The 15,616-nt window shown below is 61.0% G+C and carries 32 protein-coding genes; 28 read left to right on the plus strand and 4 right to left on the minus strand.

What is annotated here, in order from left to right; genetic code table 11:
* Nucleotides 1-65 precede the first annotated feature (65 nt).
* Complete coding sequence (locus tag Q0D41_RS01265) at nt 66-395, minus strand: hypothetical protein (protein WP_294374472.1); 330 nt, start codon at nt 393-395, stop codon at nt 66-68.
* On the opposite strand from Q0D41_RS01265, the gene Q0D41_RS01270 reads away from it, so the two are divergent.
* Nucleotides 346-1,773: a serine hydrolase gene (locus Q0D41_RS01270; protein ID WP_294374452.1), complete on the plus strand. Its 1,428-nt coding sequence runs from the start codon at nt 346-348 to the stop codon at nt 1,771-1,773. The genes Q0D41_RS01265 and Q0D41_RS01270 overlap by 50 nt on opposite strands.
* A 69-nt stretch (nt 1,774-1,842) precedes the next feature.
* Here Q0D41_RS01270 and Q0D41_RS01275 read toward each other — a convergent pair whose 3' ends face one another.
* The 3 genes from Q0D41_RS01275 to Q0D41_RS01285 are packed head-to-tail and all read right to left on the minus strand — an operon-like array spanning nt 1,843 to nt 4,268.
* Nucleotides 1,843-3,021 (minus strand): site-specific integrase, encoded by a 1,179-nt coding sequence (locus Q0D41_RS01275; RefSeq protein ID WP_294373981.1) that lies wholly within the window; start codon nt 3,019-3,021, stop codon nt 1,843-1,845.
* A gap of 12 nt (nt 3,022-3,033) precedes the next feature.
* A complete protein-coding gene (locus Q0D41_RS01280; RefSeq protein WP_294373983.1) occupies nt 3,034-3,585 on the minus strand; it encodes a hypothetical protein in 552 nt (183 codons plus the stop codon).
* Nucleotides 3,586-3,587: 2 nt separating this feature from the next.
* Complete coding sequence (locus tag Q0D41_RS01285) at nt 3,588-4,268, minus strand: XRE family transcriptional regulator (RefSeq protein ID WP_294373985.1); 681 nt, start codon at nt 4,266-4,268, stop codon at nt 3,588-3,590.
* A 149-nt stretch (nt 4,269-4,417) separates the two neighbouring features.
* Here Q0D41_RS01285 and Q0D41_RS01290 point away from each other — a divergent pair, with 149 nt between their 5' ends.
* From Q0D41_RS01290 to Q0D41_RS01420, 27 genes are all read left to right on the plus strand, one after another.
* Nucleotides 4,418-4,630: a helix-turn-helix transcriptional regulator gene (locus Q0D41_RS01290; RefSeq protein ID WP_294373987.1), complete on the plus strand. Its 213-nt coding sequence runs from the start codon at nt 4,418-4,420 to the stop codon at nt 4,628-4,630.
* Nucleotides 4,631-4,669: 39 nt separating this feature from the next.
* Nucleotides 4,670-4,897, plus strand: a complete 228-nt coding sequence (locus Q0D41_RS01295) for a hypothetical protein (RefSeq protein ID WP_294373989.1) — start codon at nt 4,670-4,672, stop codon at nt 4,895-4,897.
* A gap of 19 nt (nt 4,898-4,916) precedes the next feature.
* Nucleotides 4,917-5,162 carry a hypothetical protein gene (locus Q0D41_RS01300; RefSeq protein WP_294373991.1) on the plus strand — a complete coding sequence of 82 codons (246 nt, stop codon included), beginning with the start codon at nt 4,917-4,919 and terminating at the stop codon, nt 5,160-5,162.
* Between the two features lie 2 nt (nt 5,163-5,164).
* Nucleotides 5,165-5,335, plus strand: a complete 171-nt coding sequence (locus Q0D41_RS01305; RefSeq protein WP_294373995.1) for a helix-turn-helix domain-containing protein — start codon at nt 5,165-5,167, stop codon at nt 5,333-5,335.
* A gap of 7 nt (nt 5,336-5,342) precedes the next feature.
* Nucleotides 5,343-5,738 (plus strand): hypothetical protein, encoded by a 396-nt coding sequence (locus Q0D41_RS01310; protein ID WP_294373998.1) that lies wholly within the window; start codon nt 5,343-5,345, stop codon nt 5,736-5,738.
* A gap of 198 nt (nt 5,739-5,936) precedes the next feature.
* On the plus strand, nt 5,937-6,143 hold the full coding sequence (locus Q0D41_RS01315) for a hypothetical protein (protein ID WP_294374002.1): 207 nt from the start codon (nt 5,937-5,939) through the stop codon (nt 6,141-6,143).
* Entirely contained in the window at nt 6,144-6,539 is a 396-nt protein-coding gene (locus Q0D41_RS01320; protein ID WP_294374004.1) for a hypothetical protein, read from the plus strand.
* The gene (locus Q0D41_RS01325; protein WP_294374005.1) at nt 6,506-7,402 is read left to right on the plus strand and encodes a DUF1351 domain-containing protein; all 897 of its coding nucleotides are present in this window, start codon (nt 6,506-6,508) and stop codon (nt 7,400-7,402) included. The genes Q0D41_RS01320 and Q0D41_RS01325 overlap by 34 nt, the downstream gene beginning before the upstream one ends.
* Nucleotides 7,399-8,010, plus strand: a complete 612-nt coding sequence (locus tag Q0D41_RS01330) for an ERF family protein (RefSeq protein WP_294374007.1) — start codon at nt 7,399-7,401, stop codon at nt 8,008-8,010. Before Q0D41_RS01325 ends, Q0D41_RS01330 begins: the two co-directional genes overlap by 4 nt.
* Nucleotides 8,010-8,357, plus strand: coding sequence for a hypothetical protein (locus tag Q0D41_RS01335; RefSeq protein ID WP_294374008.1), 348 nt, complete (start codon nt 8,010-8,012; stop codon nt 8,355-8,357). Before Q0D41_RS01330 ends, Q0D41_RS01335 begins: the two co-directional genes overlap by 1 nt.
* Nucleotides 8,354-8,572 carry a helix-turn-helix domain-containing protein gene (locus tag Q0D41_RS01340; RefSeq protein WP_294374010.1) on the plus strand — a complete coding sequence of 73 codons (219 nt, stop codon included), beginning with the start codon at nt 8,354-8,356 and terminating at the stop codon, nt 8,570-8,572. The genes Q0D41_RS01335 and Q0D41_RS01340 overlap by 4 nt, the downstream gene beginning before the upstream one ends.
* Complete coding sequence (locus tag Q0D41_RS01345; protein ID WP_294374012.1) at nt 8,569-9,018, plus strand: single-stranded DNA-binding protein; 450 nt, start codon at nt 8,569-8,571, stop codon at nt 9,016-9,018. The genes Q0D41_RS01340 and Q0D41_RS01345 overlap by 4 nt, the downstream gene beginning before the upstream one ends.
* 8 nt (nt 9,019-9,026) lie before the next feature.
* Nucleotides 9,027-9,689 carry a hypothetical protein gene (locus tag Q0D41_RS01350; protein WP_294374014.1) on the plus strand — a complete coding sequence of 221 codons (663 nt, stop codon included), beginning with the start codon at nt 9,027-9,029 and terminating at the stop codon, nt 9,687-9,689.
* Nucleotides 9,664-10,335, plus strand: a complete 672-nt coding sequence (locus Q0D41_RS01355; RefSeq protein WP_294374016.1) for an ATP-binding protein — start codon at nt 9,664-9,666, stop codon at nt 10,333-10,335. The genes Q0D41_RS01350 and Q0D41_RS01355 overlap by 26 nt, the downstream gene beginning before the upstream one ends.
* The gene (locus Q0D41_RS01360) at nt 10,326-10,793 is read left to right on the plus strand and encodes a hypothetical protein (RefSeq protein WP_294374019.1); all 468 of its coding nucleotides are present in this window, start codon (nt 10,326-10,328) and stop codon (nt 10,791-10,793) included. Before Q0D41_RS01355 ends, Q0D41_RS01360 begins: the two co-directional genes overlap by 10 nt.
* Nucleotides 10,787-11,074, plus strand: coding sequence for a hypothetical protein (locus tag Q0D41_RS01365; RefSeq protein ID WP_294374022.1), 288 nt, complete (start codon nt 10,787-10,789; stop codon nt 11,072-11,074). The genes Q0D41_RS01360 and Q0D41_RS01365 overlap by 7 nt, the downstream gene beginning before the upstream one ends.
* A gap of 67 nt (nt 11,075-11,141) precedes the next feature.
* On the plus strand, nt 11,142-11,681 hold the full coding sequence (locus Q0D41_RS01370; RefSeq protein WP_294374027.1) for a Lar family restriction alleviation protein: 540 nt from the start codon (nt 11,142-11,144) through the stop codon (nt 11,679-11,681).
* Nucleotides 11,678-11,845, plus strand: coding sequence for a Lar family restriction alleviation protein (locus Q0D41_RS01375; RefSeq protein WP_294374030.1), 168 nt, complete (start codon nt 11,678-11,680; stop codon nt 11,843-11,845). Before Q0D41_RS01370 ends, Q0D41_RS01375 begins: the two co-directional genes overlap by 4 nt.
* A complete protein-coding gene (dut, locus tag Q0D41_RS01380; RefSeq protein ID WP_294374032.1) occupies nt 11,842-12,420 on the plus strand; it encodes a dUTP diphosphatase in 579 nt (192 codons plus the stop codon). The genes Q0D41_RS01375 and dut overlap by 4 nt, the downstream gene beginning before the upstream one ends.
* Nucleotides 12,421-13,011: a hypothetical protein gene (locus Q0D41_RS01385; RefSeq protein WP_294374035.1), complete on the plus strand. Its 591-nt coding sequence runs from the start codon at nt 12,421-12,423 to the stop codon at nt 13,009-13,011.
* Nucleotides 13,008-13,367 carry a hypothetical protein gene (locus Q0D41_RS01390; RefSeq protein WP_294374040.1) on the plus strand — a complete coding sequence of 120 codons (360 nt, stop codon included), beginning with the start codon at nt 13,008-13,010 and terminating at the stop codon, nt 13,365-13,367. Before Q0D41_RS01385 ends, Q0D41_RS01390 begins: the two co-directional genes overlap by 4 nt.
* Nucleotides 13,358-13,945 (plus strand): FAD-dependent thymidylate synthase, encoded by a 588-nt coding sequence (gene thyX, locus Q0D41_RS01395; protein ID WP_294374044.1) that lies wholly within the window; start codon nt 13,358-13,360, stop codon nt 13,943-13,945. Before Q0D41_RS01390 ends, thyX begins: the two co-directional genes overlap by 10 nt.
* Nucleotides 13,942-14,436, plus strand: coding sequence for a hypothetical protein (locus tag Q0D41_RS01400; RefSeq protein WP_294374047.1), 495 nt, complete (start codon nt 13,942-13,944; stop codon nt 14,434-14,436). The genes thyX and Q0D41_RS01400 overlap by 4 nt, the downstream gene beginning before the upstream one ends.
* The gene (locus tag Q0D41_RS01405) at nt 14,429-14,767 is read left to right on the plus strand and encodes a hypothetical protein (protein WP_294374049.1); all 339 of its coding nucleotides are present in this window, start codon (nt 14,429-14,431) and stop codon (nt 14,765-14,767) included. The genes Q0D41_RS01400 and Q0D41_RS01405 overlap by 8 nt, the downstream gene beginning before the upstream one ends.
* Nucleotides 14,764-14,952: a hypothetical protein gene (locus Q0D41_RS01410; RefSeq protein WP_294374053.1), complete on the plus strand. Its 189-nt coding sequence runs from the start codon at nt 14,764-14,766 to the stop codon at nt 14,950-14,952. Before Q0D41_RS01405 ends, Q0D41_RS01410 begins: the two co-directional genes overlap by 4 nt.
* Nucleotides 14,939-15,169: a hypothetical protein gene (locus Q0D41_RS01415; protein ID WP_294374055.1), complete on the plus strand. Its 231-nt coding sequence runs from the start codon at nt 14,939-14,941 to the stop codon at nt 15,167-15,169. The genes Q0D41_RS01410 and Q0D41_RS01415 overlap by 14 nt, the downstream gene beginning before the upstream one ends.
* Nucleotides 15,166-15,498 (plus strand): hypothetical protein, encoded by a 333-nt coding sequence (locus tag Q0D41_RS01420; protein ID WP_294374057.1) that lies wholly within the window; start codon nt 15,166-15,168, stop codon nt 15,496-15,498. Before Q0D41_RS01415 ends, Q0D41_RS01420 begins: the two co-directional genes overlap by 4 nt.
* Nucleotides 15,499-15,616 lie beyond the last annotated feature (118 nt).

The following is a 15,616-nucleotide window of genomic DNA, read 5'->3' on the forward strand; positions in this document are numbered from 1 at the left end:
CGATTTCGTGCGAAGTCACCGCATTCGCCTGCAGCCACCCAATTGCCCTGACTGTTGGCGCTGGGCTATTCTTGCTGATGGCGGGTTGCCTTGTGTTTTGGTACGAAGTATTTTCGGGCTTCGCAGAGCCCGTTCAATTCATTTATGCCGCGTTTTAGCAGAGGATGCGGCGCGGTGCACTCAGTTCGTTTTTCATATTCCTCATGGGCAAGGCTCGTCACGGTGATTTTCGTCGGCGTCCTTTGCTTTGCTGCGGCATCGAATTTGCATGCGGCGTACGCCGATGAGCCCGCGAAACAGAGCGTTTCATCTGCAACCTCATCAATCGGCAACTCATCAGCCGATTTGGATGCCGACGAGCTTTCCGCCGCGTTAGATTCGTATCTTTCGCGCAACGTTGATCGCACTCATGAGCCTGGAGTTGCTGTCGCTGTTGTTACGAGCCAAGGGGTTGCGTATATGCGCACATTTGGAACGTGCGAGAGCGCTGGCGATGCGTTCTATATTGGCTCGTTGAGCAAGTCGATGTGCGCTGTTGCGATTATGCAGCTTGTTGAGCAGGGAAAAATCGATCTTGATGCCCCTGCGAGCGATTATGCTCCTGAATATCTCATCTCGCCCGAGGTCAGCGTTCGAATGCTGCTCAATCAGACAAGCGGGTTCGGGTATTACGAGTCGCTCAACGAGGCAACGGTAGGGGACAGCTTCGGCGAGTTTTCGTACGCGAACGCCAATTATGACTTGCTCGGGCGCATCGTTGAGCATGTGTCGGGGGAGTCGTATTCCGCATACATGGCGAAGCATGTTTTCGCTCCGCTCAATATGGTCGACTCTTCCGCCCAGGGCTTGCGCACGAACGATGTGCTTGGGGAATACGACAGCAACACCTTCGGCGGCATCAACGACGATGATCCCGATGATGCTGCGACGTATTCCGACTCAAGAGATGTGCTTGGCCACAGAAATTATTTCGGGCGCTATATCCAAGATGATTTCCAGCACGCTGAAAACGATGATGCGTGGGGTGGGCCTTCGTCGGGGTATGTTTCCTCGAGCATTCGCGACATGGCGAATTACTTGCAAATGTATTTGGGCGGCGGCAAGAACGTGCTCGATTACGATAGCGTTATGCAAATGTTCATGAGCCGCGTGCCTGATCCGGACGGCGATTCGTATTACGGTATGGGGTGGACTTCGTACAATAACGATGGCGAACTCGTATTTTGCCACGATGGCGATGTTGAGACCAACGTGGCGAGCATGGCAATTCTGCCGGACCGCGGCATTGGAGTGGTGGTGCTTGGCGATGGCTATGATTCCGTAGCGGGCAATTCGCTGTTCTTTCATTTGGCGAGTGGCGTTCTTGATGTCGCTATGGGCAACAACGCCGTTGACCTCGATCAATCCGAATATGACGAGGCGCATGCCGAAACAAATGTGGAATGGGCGCATTTCTGGCTGATGTGTGCGCTTCCGTTGCTGCTAACTCCCGTGTGGTGCTGTGTTGCGCGTATATTGGTGCGTAAAGCAAGGAAAACCATGGTGCTTGGTGCCGCGGTAATCGATGGCGCGCTCTACGCGTGCTTATTTGCGTGGCTTTTGTCCATGCCGCGTGATTTCGGGATTCCATGGCGCGACATTTCAACGTTCGACCCATCGATTGCTTGCGGCTTGTTTATCGGTGTCGTGCTGGTCGCCTTGGCCGTTGTGGTGCGTATTGTTGCTGCGATTGTAATTGGCGTAAAAGTGCGAAAACTGCACAACTTTACATAACAGAAACGGCTCATAAGTTGCAACCCCAGGTCGGGCGTGGTGTTTTCGCCCTCACGATAGAAAATGCCATCACTTCTTCCCGAGAATGCTTATTTTCGCCACCGCGTCGCGCTTTTGATCGTCCTGCACATGGGTGTAGACCTGCATCGTGACGGAGAGCGTCGCCTGCCTCGCGAGCTCCTGCATCGTGCGCGGGTGAACCCCAGCGCGAGCGAGCAGCGTGATGAAGGTATGGCGCAGTTCGTGCATCGTGTACGGCACGTCCCACTTCACGCTTTCTCGCTGCCACCACACGCTCATCGCCTCGGGCTTGAGGAATGAGCCGTCCCACGAGCATATCGGGGTATCGCCGTCGGCATCGAATATGCGGGCCTGCTGCGCGCGCCACTTTTCCAGGAAGTCGGCGGCGAACTCGGGCACGGGGACGCGTGCCACGCTGGCGGGGGTCTTGGGCCTGCCTATCGGCGTGCCGTCGTCGGCGAGGTTGTCGTACACGTCGATGGACGAGCCGTCGTAGTCCTTCCATTCCACGCGCAGGGCCTCGCTGCGTCGCAGGCCCATGCATAGGTACATCATCAGGGCCACGTGCCGAGCGTCGTTCGGTTGGAGCCTTTCCAGGAACGCGGCCGCCTCCTCGTCGGTCATGGCTCGTCGGTTCGGCTGAGCGCCCTTCGGCGCGTGCGACCCCAGCAGCGCGTCCATCGGTAGCACCTTGCGCTCGATGGCGTGGTGGAGCATTGCCTTGGTTATGGCGTGGTAATTGACGACGGTGTTCGGCGAGAGCGGCCTGCCGTTCGGCCTGCGCCCGTTGCGCAGGTCTGCCCAAAGCTTGTCGAGCGTCCTCGAATCGACCTCCCGCAAAGGCACGTCGCCTATCAGCTCGCACACGGCCTTCATGGCGTTTCGGTAGTTCTCGGAGGTTCGGGGGCTGTATTGCTTGGAATCGTCGCGCTCGTCGAGCCATTCCGCGGCGTACTCTGCGAAAGTCGCCTCGCTTTCGGTCTTGGCCTCTTCCGCGTCAAGCTCGCGCACGAATTCGAACAGCGCCGCATCCGCCTGGCGCATGGTGCCCGTGATTCCGTCGCGAATCTGGGCCTTCGAGGGGAAGGTGCGGGAGAGCAGGCGCTTGCGGCCTCCCTGCGCCATGTCGTAGACGCTCACGCGCAGCTGCCACTTGCGGCACTTGCGCGGCGGGTTGCCGTCAAGGGGACGCTTTGAGCCTGCGCCATTGACCTCGTAGCGCTTCATAGCGCGGCCTCCTTACTGTATAGACAACACTCCTTCGGACATGCGGAGCTTGAATTCCTCGCATTCGCCGTCGAGCCACAGGTACACGTCGGCGGTGTACGGCTCGCATTCGGCTGTGTAGCCGATATGGCATATAACGCTGTCGCGGCGGGAGTAGTCCCATATAACGCTCGCCTTGGCTATCTTCTTCGGCAGCTTCCCCGCCTTGGTGAGCGGTTGCCACTCGACCTCTATCTGGCTCGGCTCTTTGTCGGCGCGAACCTCGATTTGGCAAGGGCCGCCCACTATGTCGCGGGCATCGCCTACGATCCATTCGTCGGTGAGCAGGTCTACTTTCGCGCCCGCCTCCTTCAAAATGCGCCGCCGCATTTTGCTCTGTCTGCTTTCTTCCTCGTAGCGCCGCTCGCGCAGGGCTTCGAGGTATTCTTCCTCCCACTCGGCTTCGCGCATAGCGCGGCTGATGTGCCGGTCGATGGTCGGCTGCTCGGTTTCTTCCTGGCCGTCGCGTGCTTTTATAAATGCCTCTTTCGTCGAGGCAATCATTTTCCCGATTCCGAAGACCATGGCTAATCCAGCTCCTTCACAGGCTGGTACCAGACAACGGTTCCGACGAGGCTGACGGTATGGCCGTCCTCTTGGGTTATTACTATGTCCTTGTACTCGGGGTTTGTGCTTTCTGGAGAGAGCATCATGCTCGACGCGCCGCGGCGGAGCCTGCGCATTACGTAATCGGTTCCGTCGATGGACACCGCCGCGATCGAGCCGTCGGCGGGCATGCGGTCGGGGTCGACGAGAATCAAGCAGCCTTCGGGATACACCTTATTCATGCAATCGCCCTCGACTTCGAGGAAGTATGCGTTCGGGTGGTTCTTCGCCACAGTCTCAGGCAGCTCGACCATGCCTTCAAGCATGTCGGGGTCTTGCGGGTCGCCAGCGTGGACTTTGCCGCGAAGGGGCAGGAACGCGGGTTTCGAAGGCGAGGGCGCGATGGCCCCAGCCGGGGCCTCGGTCAGCCCGTGGATTTTGGCGTAGAGGCCGTCATTGAAGCCGTAGAGGTCTTGACGGTTCACACCGAACATCTCGCATATGCGTTCGACTAATTCCTTGGAGCGTGGTTGCTTGCCGCCCGTCTCCCAATTGCTGACGGTCGTTTGAGTAATTTCAAGTTTATCGGCCAGCTCGTTTTGGGTGATTCGCTCCCGTTCTCGCAGCGCTTTCACGTTGCGCCCAAAGTTGCTCACTTCCATGGCGGTTTCCTTCCTAACGGCCACTACCAATTTTGAGAGCAAATTAAAAAAAATTAAACGCAAATTAAAATTAATAGTTTACAAAGACGCCCATTTAATTATAATTAATAGCGTACTGAGAAACAAAAGGTTTGAGAGGGGGTGCAAGAATGGCAACCCTGGTAGCGAAGGCGCGACAATCTTCCCTGAAAACGCAGGAAGATTTCGCTGCGATGATGGGCACGACGGCCACCACTTTGTGCAAGTGGGAGAACAATCCCGACGAGTGGTTCACGCCGATTAAGCTTAAAAAGTACTACGAAGCCGTCGGGGCTGACGGCAAGCAGTACTTGAAGGACTACGTGTCCTCTTTTTTTGAATAAGGCTACCAAATTAAAATTGGTAACGAGGAAGGAACCGGCATGGAAAAGAAGCATCTGCTCGAACTTGCGAATGACTACGCGAACGAGGCAGACGAGCTTGAGGCGGGCGCAATCAACGCGGCGGAGGTCGCGATAGCCTCCATCAAGGCGGGCGAGCTTGAAGAAGCCCTCGACCTGCTCAAGGCGGCTGCTGAAAACGTGAAGGGCGCGGCAATCGACCGCACGTTTCAGAAGCAGAACGAGGAAGCAGCCGAAAAGGCCGTTTAGCAACCAGGAAGGAAGAACGATGAGCGAAGAGAAGAAAACCATGGACGCGGCCGAGGCTGGCGAGCTTTGGGGCCGCTTCGCGGAAGACGAGTACGCGTCGGCGCGAGTTGCCGAGCACGGCATCGAGAAGGCCTTGGAGCACGTCAAGGCTGGCCGCTACCGCGACGCAGCGGAATGGCTGCACGCCGCGCTCGGGGATATCGCCGAGGCCGACAAGGCGAAAACCAAGTCGGCGATGGTGCGCGACTTCGCGAAGTACCTGTAGCCATGGTCGTGAAGAAGTCGATGACCGTCGAGGAGTTCTCCGAGTTCTCTGGCTGCTCGGTGTGGACGGTTCGGAAGAAGTGCAAGAAGGGTGAGCTTCCCGCAATGAAGGCGGGGAAGCGTTGGAAGGTGCTCGCCCAGGAGTACGTGGACAGGCAGTTGGCGAAGGAGTGACGGGGGCTTGAAGCAATGGAGCCGCAAGGAAGACCAAATCTTGATGGAGTTCGGCAACCGTGGCGCGAAGTACTGCGCGACGCTCATCGCCAAGAACTGCCACCACGCCCGAAGCGTCGGCGCGGTTCAGGCAAGGGCGAGCCGAATCGGCGTGAGCCTGTTCCCTGTGGCGATTTGCCCGCAGTGCGGGCGCAAGGTTTCAAGGCTTCAGCCGACCACGGGACTTTGCGACCTGTGCCACGAGCGAAGCTTCGTGCCGCCCGTGAGAGTGCGCGCGGAAGCCATGCGTGAGGTTCGGGCGAACGAGAGCGACCCCGAGTACCTATCCGCCATCGCGGACGCGAAAAGGGCCCGGGCGCGTGAACGCAAACGCCGCCAGAGAGCGCGTTTGAAGGAATCGTGAACTTGTAAACCAAACCGTAAAGACGCAGGTCAAACGGCCTGGAAATTTTCAAGAAAAGTTGATTGGGGGAGTGATGGAAGCATTTCAGATGGCGGCAATCGCGCTCGGTTGCACGGCAATCGTCTGCGCCGACCTCAAGGCAATTCGAAGGCTGTTGCGGAGCCTTCTTCAAGAGCAACCACGGATAGGAGGAGAGAAATGAGCGCAAAGAAAAACGCGGCCCGCGATTGGAACCCGAAGGCCGCGACGCTTGGAGCGCACCGCCAGTTTACCACCGATTTGTTCTGGTCGCTGTCGGCGCTGAATGTCGGCGAGCTGTGGCGAGGGGGAATCGACGTTCCCCGCATGGTCGCCGCTTCGGTGCTGTGCCTTGGGGCGCTGCTAGTGCTCGGGCTGGTGCTGTAGATGCAGCAGTTCGAAGTGCCTGGGCGCTTCCCGAGCCTGAACGACGTGCTGCGAATCAAGAACGGCGTTCAGCGCAACCGCATGAAGCGCGAGCTTGACAACCGCGTGGCCTGGTCTGCGAAGCAGGCGGGAATACGGCCAGTCGGGCGCTGCATGGTTCGCGTCGGGTGGCTTGAGAAGGACGCGCGGCGCGATTGGGACAACGTCCGCACGGGAATGAAGTTCGTTCTCGACGGCCTGCAAAAGGCCGAAGTGATACCGAACGATTCGCAGAGGTACGTGCTCGACCTCGACGATTGGTACGGGCACGACAAAGGGAACCCCCGCTTGGTGGTTCAGATTTACGAGGAAGGTGAGCCGACATGGCCGAAGAGCAGGTGCTTGAGGCAGAAGTGATTGAGGAAGAGGCGAGCGAGCTTGCGGTCGAGTATTCGGCTCCGTCAATCGCCGCGAACTTCGACGCGCTGGAGGCGCATGTCCGCAAGATCGTGGCCGCGTACGACGGCGCGAAGTACGACCTCACGGACAAGACCGTTCTCGCAGGCGCGAAGAACGACCGCGCCTATCTCAACGGCCTCAAGGGCGAGATTGAGGCGCGACGCAAGGCGGTCAAGAAGGCGTATTGCATGCCCCTCGACGCGTTCGAGGCGCGATGCAAGGGAATCACGTCGATCATCGACGGGGCAGCCCAGAACATCAAGGCGCAGCTCGACCAGGCGGAAGAGGAGCGCAAGGCGTTCATCTACAGCAACCTCAAGGCGCACTACGAGGAGTTCGCCGAGCTGCTCGCGCCGGTGGTGCCGTACGAGCAGCTGCACGAGAAGCAATGGCTCAACAAGAGCTTCGGCCAGGTGAAGGCCGAGAAGGCGCTCGATGCGAAGGTTTCGGCGGTCGCCCGCGACTGGGAGACGTTGAAGGCGCAAAGCGGCATGGCGCACTACGACGAGGCGGAGCGCGAGTTCTTCCGAACGCTCGACCTGGGGGCCGCGCTCAACGCAGCACGCCGCGCGACCGAGTACGACGAGCGCATCGCGGAGATGAAGGCGGCGATGGAGCCTGAGCCGGTTGAGTCTGAGCCGATAGGGCAGCAGCCCGCTCCCGCAGCGCCGCAGCCGATGGGGCAATGCGGCGAGCCGCTTTGCGATTGGACGATTGACGTTCGGGGCGCGACGCGCTCGCAGATGGAAGAGGTCGCGAAGGTGCTCCGCTCCCGTGGAATCACGGGGCGCATCCAGAAGGTGAAGGAGGTTCAGGAATGAAGAAGCTGGTGGCCGTTCAGGCTGCTCTCAAGGCCCCCAAGGGGCAGTTCAACAAGTTCGGCGGATACAAGTACCGAAGCTGCGAGGACATCCTCGAAGCGGTGAAGCCGCTGCTTCTCGAGCAGGGCTTGCAGCTCACCATCACCGACGAGCCCGTGGAGGTTGGCGGGCGCATCTACATCAAGGCCACCGCGACCGTCACCGACGGCAGCGAGACGGCCACGGTGAGCGGCTACGCCCGCGAGGCCGAGACCAAGAAAGGAATGGATGAGAGCCAGATCACGGGCACGGCATCGAGCTACGCCCGCAAGTACGCGCTCAACGGCCTGTTCCTAATCGACGACACGAAGGACGCGGACGCGACGAATGAGAAGCCCAAGGCCGCCCAGAAGCCCAAGCAGGCCCCGAAGCCCAAGGCCGCCCCGCAGCCCCAGGGCGGCGAGTTGAAGGCGGCGAAGGTGCGCCTATGGCACGCGCTGCAGAACTACGCGGCGGAGCACGGCGGCATAGCCGACGCGCTGCTTGAGGGCGTGAAGAAGCGCCCGGGGGCGCAGATGGGCGACCCCGATTGGCTCAACCTCGTTGCGTCTGAATTCGAGGCGGCGTAATGGCTGGGTTCGACCTTTGGGAAGAGATTCAGGAATGCTCGCGAATGCTCAACGTCTCGTTGGGGCTTGCCAAGAGCCGAGGCATCCAGATGGTAGAGGCCGAGGCGGCCTACTACACGGCGAAGGCGCGGGTCGCCTACCAGATGGAGCGAGACGGCAAATCGGCGAGCTTCATCGGGATGGTGATAAAGGGCATGCCAGACGTGAGCGAGGCCATGGAGCTGTACCACCGCCGCGAGGTCGAGTACCGCAACGCCAACGAGGCGATCATGACCTACAAGAAGCAGCTCGACATGCTCCGCGAGCAATACGCCCGCGAATGGGGCGCGGCGAAAGAGGCGCAATGAGCGTGAAGGCAGAAATCAGGACGGCCCTCGAAGCGGGGCTGACGCTCGATAGCCAGATAGCTATCAGGGAATGGGGAACGACGAGGCTGGCGAGCTACGTGTGCATGCTGCGAGCCGACGGCGTGCCCATCCAGACGAGGAACAAGCGAGTTCAAACCAGGCGCGGCAAGGTGACCGTGGCCGAGTATTACATCGAGAAGGAGGCTCACAAATGAGCATCAACAAAGTCTGCATCACGGGCAATCTGACCCGCGACCCCGAGCTGCGCGAGACGGCGAGCGGCTTCCAGATTCTGAGCTTCGGCGTGGCCGTCAATGACCGCCGCAAGAACCAGCAGACGGGCCAGTACGAGGACTACGCGAACTTCGTCGACTGCACGATGTTCGGCAATCGCGCCGCGAGCGTGTCCCGCTTCTTGGGCAAGGGCAGCAAGGTCGCCATCGAGGGCAAATTGCGCTGGTCGCAATGGGAGGCCCAAGACGGCGGCAAGCGCAGCAAGCTTGAAGTCGTTGTCGACGAAATCGAGTTCATGACGAGCCGCGACGGCGGACAGCAGCCGCAGCACCAGCCGCAGCAGTACGACCAGCCGCAGCAGTACGACCAGCCGCAGTACCAGCAGCCGCAGACCGCCGACGTGTATGACGATGAGATTCCGTTCTAGGAAGCGCCATGGAAGAGAGAAGTTTTACATGGTTCCCGAAGCTGACCCGCGTCATGGCGAAGCTCCCGCCGGAGCTTGCGGGCGTGTTCGCCGCCGCCGTGGCAGCTTACGGAACCAACGGCACGGAGCCGAGCTTTGACAACGCGCTCATGGGAGCCGTGTTCGAGGGGGTTCGCGAGGATATCGACAATTCCGTTGCCGCTAGAACCAAGAACAAAGGCGGGCGACCTCCGAAGCAGAAGGACGAAACCCAGGTTTCGACGCATTGCGAGACGGAAGAAACCCAGGTTTCGGAGGTTTCAAAACAAGAGGAAACCCCCGTTTCGGAGGTTTCGGAAACCCAAGAAACCCCCGTTTCTGGTTTCGAGAAACCTACCGAAACCGAAGAAAACCCCTCTTATATATACCAAACCAAGCCAAGCCATACCAAGCCAAAGAAAAGAGAGGGGGGCGCGCGCATGGCGCGGCCCACGCTCCAAGAGGTCGAGGCGGAAATCAAGGCGAGGGGCTACCACGTCGATGCCCGCTCGTTCATCGCCTTCTACGACTCGAACGGCTGGAAGGTTGGCAAGAACCCGATGAAGTCGTGGAAGTCGGCGCTCACGACCTGGGAGCGCCGGGACAGCGGGAAGGCGGTGGCGAGCGATGCAGACTTTAGCCGATTCGGTTAATCCCCTCGTGGAACGGCTCAAGGAGATTCGGGCGGGGGTCACGCCAGAGCGGCAGGCCGAGATTGACGCGGAGCTCGCCATTCAGCGCGACTTGGCGAAGCGCAAGGCGATCGTGTCCGTGGGGATGCCGACCATCTTCGAGCGCGTCCCCTTCGAGGTGGCCCCGAAGCGCGCGCAGGACTGGGCGCGGAAATGCTGGAAGGGCGATTCGCGCAACCTGGTGCTCATCGGCGATTCGGGCGAGGGCAAGACGGAAGCCGCCTGCGCCCTGCTCGGAGCCATGGCCCCGCACGTCCGATGCCGCTTCGCAACCTTCGGGGACATCCTGCGCGAAGTCCGCGCCACCTACGGGGCCGACGGCACCGAGGCGGGTGTTATGGGCAAATGGGAGGGCTGCGCCGTCCTGTGCCTCGACGATTTGGGCAAGGGGCGGCCGACCCAGGACGTGCTCGACAAGCTCTTCGCCCTCGTGGCCCACAGGTACAACCACGGCAGGCCGACCATCTTCACGACGCAGTACAAGACGCCCAGCGACCTCGGCAATCGGCTCATGTCGCAAGGCGGGGACGCGGAGACCGCCGAGGCCATCGTGCGCAGGGTCTTCGGCATGGGCGACCACAAGGCGGAGGTGGTGTCATGCCATTGACGTACACGGCGGCCCAGCTGAAGGGCCGCACCGTCCGTGCCTTCTCGATGCTCGGAAAGCCGTGCGTGGGCGCGGCGTATACGGGCAAGGGGGACGCGCACCGGCTGGAGGAAGGGGCCGCCTGCTGCATCTGCGGCAGGCCAGCGGCCAACGCCCACCACGAGCCGCCGAAGGGCATGGGCGGGAGCGCGTTCCGATTGGACGCGCCGAAGGGGCCGCGAATCCTTCGCCCGCCGCTTCTGGCCGTGTGCGGCAGTGGGAACGCCGACGGGTGCCACGCGATGCTGCACAAGGGAATCGCGAAAGTGCGCTGGGAGTGGGACAGCGAGTTCTTCGAGCGCGAATGGCTCGAAGGCAGGCTCGCCGAGGAGCTTTACCGCAACGACGAACGGCTGTTCGCCATGGGGCGCTACGTGATCGAGATTGGCGGCGGCGAGAAGGAGGTGCGGCCATGCTGACGGAAGAACAGCTCGAAACGCTGGTGATGCTGTACGCGGAGCGCTGCGGCGGCGCGGGGGACGAGAAGTGCTTCGAGGGCTGCCCGTGGAATTCGGAGGCGAACGACGTGACTTGCGCGGCGTTCGTAATCGACGCGGCGAGGCACCCAGAGTGCTACGAGCTCCGCGACGGGCTGGTGGAGCCGACGGGATGGAAGCGGTCAAGCGAGCTTCCCTCGTTCCCGAGGCCCGCGGAATGCCCGCAGGAAGCCACAGAATCGCGCCTGAGCCGCGCTTCGTAGGTTTGACGAGTATGCGCCCGCCCCGAGCGGAATCGGGGCGCACAGGGCGCGAGAGGAAGGAAGAGAAATGGCAACGGTAATGAAGCTCGGAAGGTGCCCGCATTGCGACGGCCTCCCCGAAGTCCACAAGGCGAGCGGCATCGCTGGCGGTGACGTGTGGTGGATAGAGTGCGACGAATGCGGCGCGAGAACGGATAAAAGCTTCGACCTCGACAACGCCGCCGAGAAGTGGAACCGCCGAGCGGGAATGAAGCTTCCGAATGACAAGAACGGCGAGCCGATACGCCTCGGCGATATCGTGCGCGGCCCGTCGGGGTTCACCGGGCAGGTCGCCTGCATCGAGTTCGCGCTGTCGGGCGACGCGTATGTGAGCTTCGGAAGTTCGAGGGGCTACAAGAAGCTGAGGGCCGAAACGCTTGAGCGCCACAAGCCCGGGCGAGTGTCCGAGATGCTTTGCCTTGACAGCGATATGCAGCTGTCGCCAGAGGAGTACTGCGGCGAGGTTTTGGAGCACGACGAGGCTTCCGACCTCCTGCCGCTTGCGGCAATTGAGCTGAAGATGCGCGACGTGAAGCAGCGCCTGGACAAGCTGGAGGCAATGGAATGAGCGAGGAATTGAAGCCGTGCCCGTTCTGCGGCGGCGAGGCGAAGCTGCTGCACGTGGGCGCTGGCCGAATCGTGAAATGCGGGAGCTGCGGGGCGAGCACGTCGTTCGCCGCCGAGAACCCCGCGAAGGAATGGAACCGCCGAGCGGGAGAGGATTGGAAATGAGAATCGAGGAACACATCGGCTGGTGCGACGCTGTGGTGTACACGCACGAGTGCCCGAAATGCGGAGCCGAGTCCGACGTGCATATCGGCGAGGACGCGGACGCGACGGAGAAGCCGAGCTATTGCCCAGCCTGCGGCGAGCCGATCGCGCGAATGGAAATCGGAACCGTGTGCGCCGTCGAACAGATGCCGACGCGAGCGCATGCGCACGACGCGGGAGCAGACCTCCGCGCGAGCGAGTCCTACTCCATCGGAATCGGGCAATTCGTCACGGTGCCCACTGGCGTGCGCGTGAGCATCCCCGAGGGCTGCTTCGGCCTGCTGGCGGCGCGGAGCTCGCTTTGCAATCGCGGGCTGCTCATGGCGAACGGAGTCGGCATCATCGACGCGGGATTCACGGGAGAAATCAAGGTTCCGCTCTACAACGCGGGCAATCTTCCGAACATCGTGATGGCGGGCGAGCGCATCGCGCAGCTGGTAATCGTGCCGTGTGAATTGCCGACATTCCGACGAGTGGACGAATTGGAAGAGACCGAGCGCGGCGAAGGCGGCTTCGGAAGCACGGGGGTTGAGTAAATGAAAGATTTGAGAAGCGGAATCGAGCACCTAAAGCAGGCGAAAGCCCACATGAGCAAGGCGAACGGCATCATGAGCGACCACATCTCGAAGCTCAAGGCGCTCGAAGAGGAGAACGCCGCGCTGAAGGCGGAGCTCGACGATTGGAAGGGCAACGCCGAGGGCTTCGAGCCCGATGCGTATATGAAGCTGCCGCTCGATGCCGACGGCGAGCCGATTCGCATCGGCGATGTCTTGTATTCGAGCGGAAACGAGTGTCGCGTGGTCAGCATCACCGTAAAAGCCGACGAGGCATGCGTCGGCGTGCATACCGACGAGGGCGCGTTCCTTCCGTCGGTGAACCCAAAGTATCTGTCGCGAAAGAATCCCGCGCCGCTAGAGGATGACCAAGCCGACAGCTGGGAGAAGCTGGAAGCGGACATGATGAAGGGAACCACGTGCTTCTATTTCGGATGCGAAGAATCTACGGAAGATTGCTTTTGTTGCCCCCATGGGATAGAGAAGTCGGGAATGCCCTGCTGGAAGAACGAGCGCGTCGACATACTGAAGCGAGCCAAGAAGCTCGCGGGAATCGAAGAGGAGGCGGAGTGATGGGCGTCCAAATCAACCCTTTCATCCTACCGTTTCCAGTGAGCGTCGCGAGGGACGAGACCGAATACCGCGAATGCGTGCGGAACCTCGGAATCGACCCGCCGAGCATCGAAGCGTGCGACGGAAAGACGGTCGCCGTCAGGGGCGAAGGCATCGTCGTGTGGGTCGATAGGGGGCTCAAGCGCGACGCGTTATTCGGAGTTGCCGCCCATGAGGCCACGCACGCGGCGCTCGACCTGTTCGACATGATGGGAGAAGAAAACCCCGGCCATGAAATCCTGGCATACATGGTTCAGAGCATCGCGAGCGGGATTCTCGTAGCTTGCGAAATGGGAGGCGATAGCGAATGCAAGTAACCGTACTGGCCGCCACGGCGAACCCGATGGACGTGATAGGCATCGCCGCCGGCATGTGCTACGGCAAGCCCACGCCTTCGCCGAAGCGCGTGCGCCGATGCGCGAAGACTGGCCATATGAGCGTTTTCGAGCATGCTTCCGCGACGCTCATGGTTGAGGGAATCTCGCGCGCCTGCCTGGCGCAGCTCACGCGCCATCGAATCGCGTCGTACTCGGTCACGTCGCAGCGATATTGCAAGGTCGGCGGCGAAGACTGGTACGTGATGCCGCCGAGCATCGCGGGTACGGAATTCGAGCGAAGGTTCAAGGCCGCCATGACGGCGGCGAAAATGGACTACGAAGAAGCGCTGACGTTCAACGCGAGGGAGGACGCCCGCTATCTGCTCCCCGAGGCCACGAACACGAGCCTCGTGATGACCGTCAACGCGAGCAGCCTGCAAAACTTCCTGACGCTGCGTCTCGACAGCCGCGCGCAATGGGAGATTCGCGAGCTAGCTCTTGCGATTGAGCGCGAGCTTGAGGGCATCGGCGGGCAATGGCGCGAGCTGATTGAGCTGCTTCGGGAGGTGCGCAAATGAGCGACCGCAGAGAGATAACGGCCGAGCTTTCCGCGAAAGCGCTCAAGAGGCTCAGGAAAGAATTCAATTTGGTTTCGAGTGAGGTATGGGTCGACGAAGCCCACAGGGTTGATTTCGTGGCATACCGCATCGGGAGCGGCTACACGAACGCCGCAGCCGAGCGCGGCGCGTTCTGCTTCGTCGAGGTGAAGTCGTGCATGGATGATTTCACGAGCGGACACGGGCGGACGTTCGATGGCGACGAGAACTGGCTCGTGTGCCCGAGGGAACTTGCCGACGCACTGCATGGGAAGCTTCAACTCCCGAGGAACTGCAAGGTGCTTTGCCCCGACGCCGCAGGCAACCTGCGCGTCGCGTACGACACCAGCGAGCGCGGGCGAAGCTTCAGGAAGCTCTCGACCGCAGCGCTCCTGCTGCAAATGGTGCTGGACAGCGCCCAGTCGTGGCGCACGTCAAGGGAGGTTTTCTACGAGGAGGCGCGTAATGATTAGCGACGAAGAGCGCAGGCGTGCGGCGACAGAGCTGCGAACGGCCGCTGGTGGGGAATTCCGCCATGTCGATGCGCTTGACGTGATCGCGGGCAGCATCGGTGTAGATGTGAGCGGAATGTATACGCACGAGGCCGAGAGCAAAGTTTACGCCGCCCTGGCCGACCTCATCGACGTGCCGACGACCGTGCTCGACCTCACCGAGACCACGCGCACCGTCCATGGCGAAGAGGTGCGCGGTTGGGAGTGCCGAGAGTGCGGGCAATCGCACGAAGAGATGTACGGCAAATACGAGTACTGCCCGCATTGCCGGAGGAAGGTGGTCGAGCGATGAGGCTTTACAGATGCGACCGATGCGGCGAGTACGTGCCGGTGAGCGCGAAGCGCTTCTTCGTGCGCAAGCCGACAAAGGGCATTTACCGCTTCGGAAAGAAGCGCCACCTTTGCGAGAAGTGCGCGCATAGCTTCGACCGATGGATGAATGAGGCGAAGGAGGCGGCGGACGATGAGCACGAATAAGCGGGCGATTTGGCTCGTCACCGACTTCGGCGGCGAATGGGAGGACGCGTGGGAGCGGCCCGTAATCGCCTTCACCGACAAGGCCCGCGCTGAAGAGTGCGCGGCGAAGCGCGAGATTCGCCAGTACGACGAGTACGGCCCGATGTGGGACTACAGCAACAGCGGCGTGCGGGAAATCCCGCTCGTGGATTTTGGAGACAAAGAGGAGGAGAGATGAATCTCGAAGATTTCTTCATTTCGGAATACGAGAAGCTCAAGGAAGAGAACGAAAGCCTCAAGGCTCAAGTGGCCGAGCTTTCGAAGCCGAGCGTCACGGATGGCCTGCTCGATGTTCGAATCGTCGACATCGAGACCGAGGCGGTGAAGGTCACAAGCGCAGGCAGCTACACGCTCCGCGAGTACGTCTTCAATGGCAAGCCGTCGTCGTACATCGAGGAGAAGAAGGCGGACATAGACAATGCCGTCAAGTGGCGCGCTGGCGGCTACGAGAAGCCGCTCAGCATCTCGCGGAAGACCTTCACGATGCTCATGTCGAGGAAGAAGTGAGGAATCCGCAGAACCCGCGCCGCGGCGTAATCGTGGGAGGCGTTCCGTATCCTTCGAGGCGGAGCGCCGCCCTGGCCCTCGGGTGCCTTTGCAGCGAGGTATCCAGGGCCGCAGAGCG

Origin of the sequence: uncultured Slackia sp., from assembly GCF_934630525.1 — a bacterium.
Classification (GTDB): Bacteria; Actinomycetota; Coriobacteriia; order Coriobacteriales; family Eggerthellaceae; genus Slackia.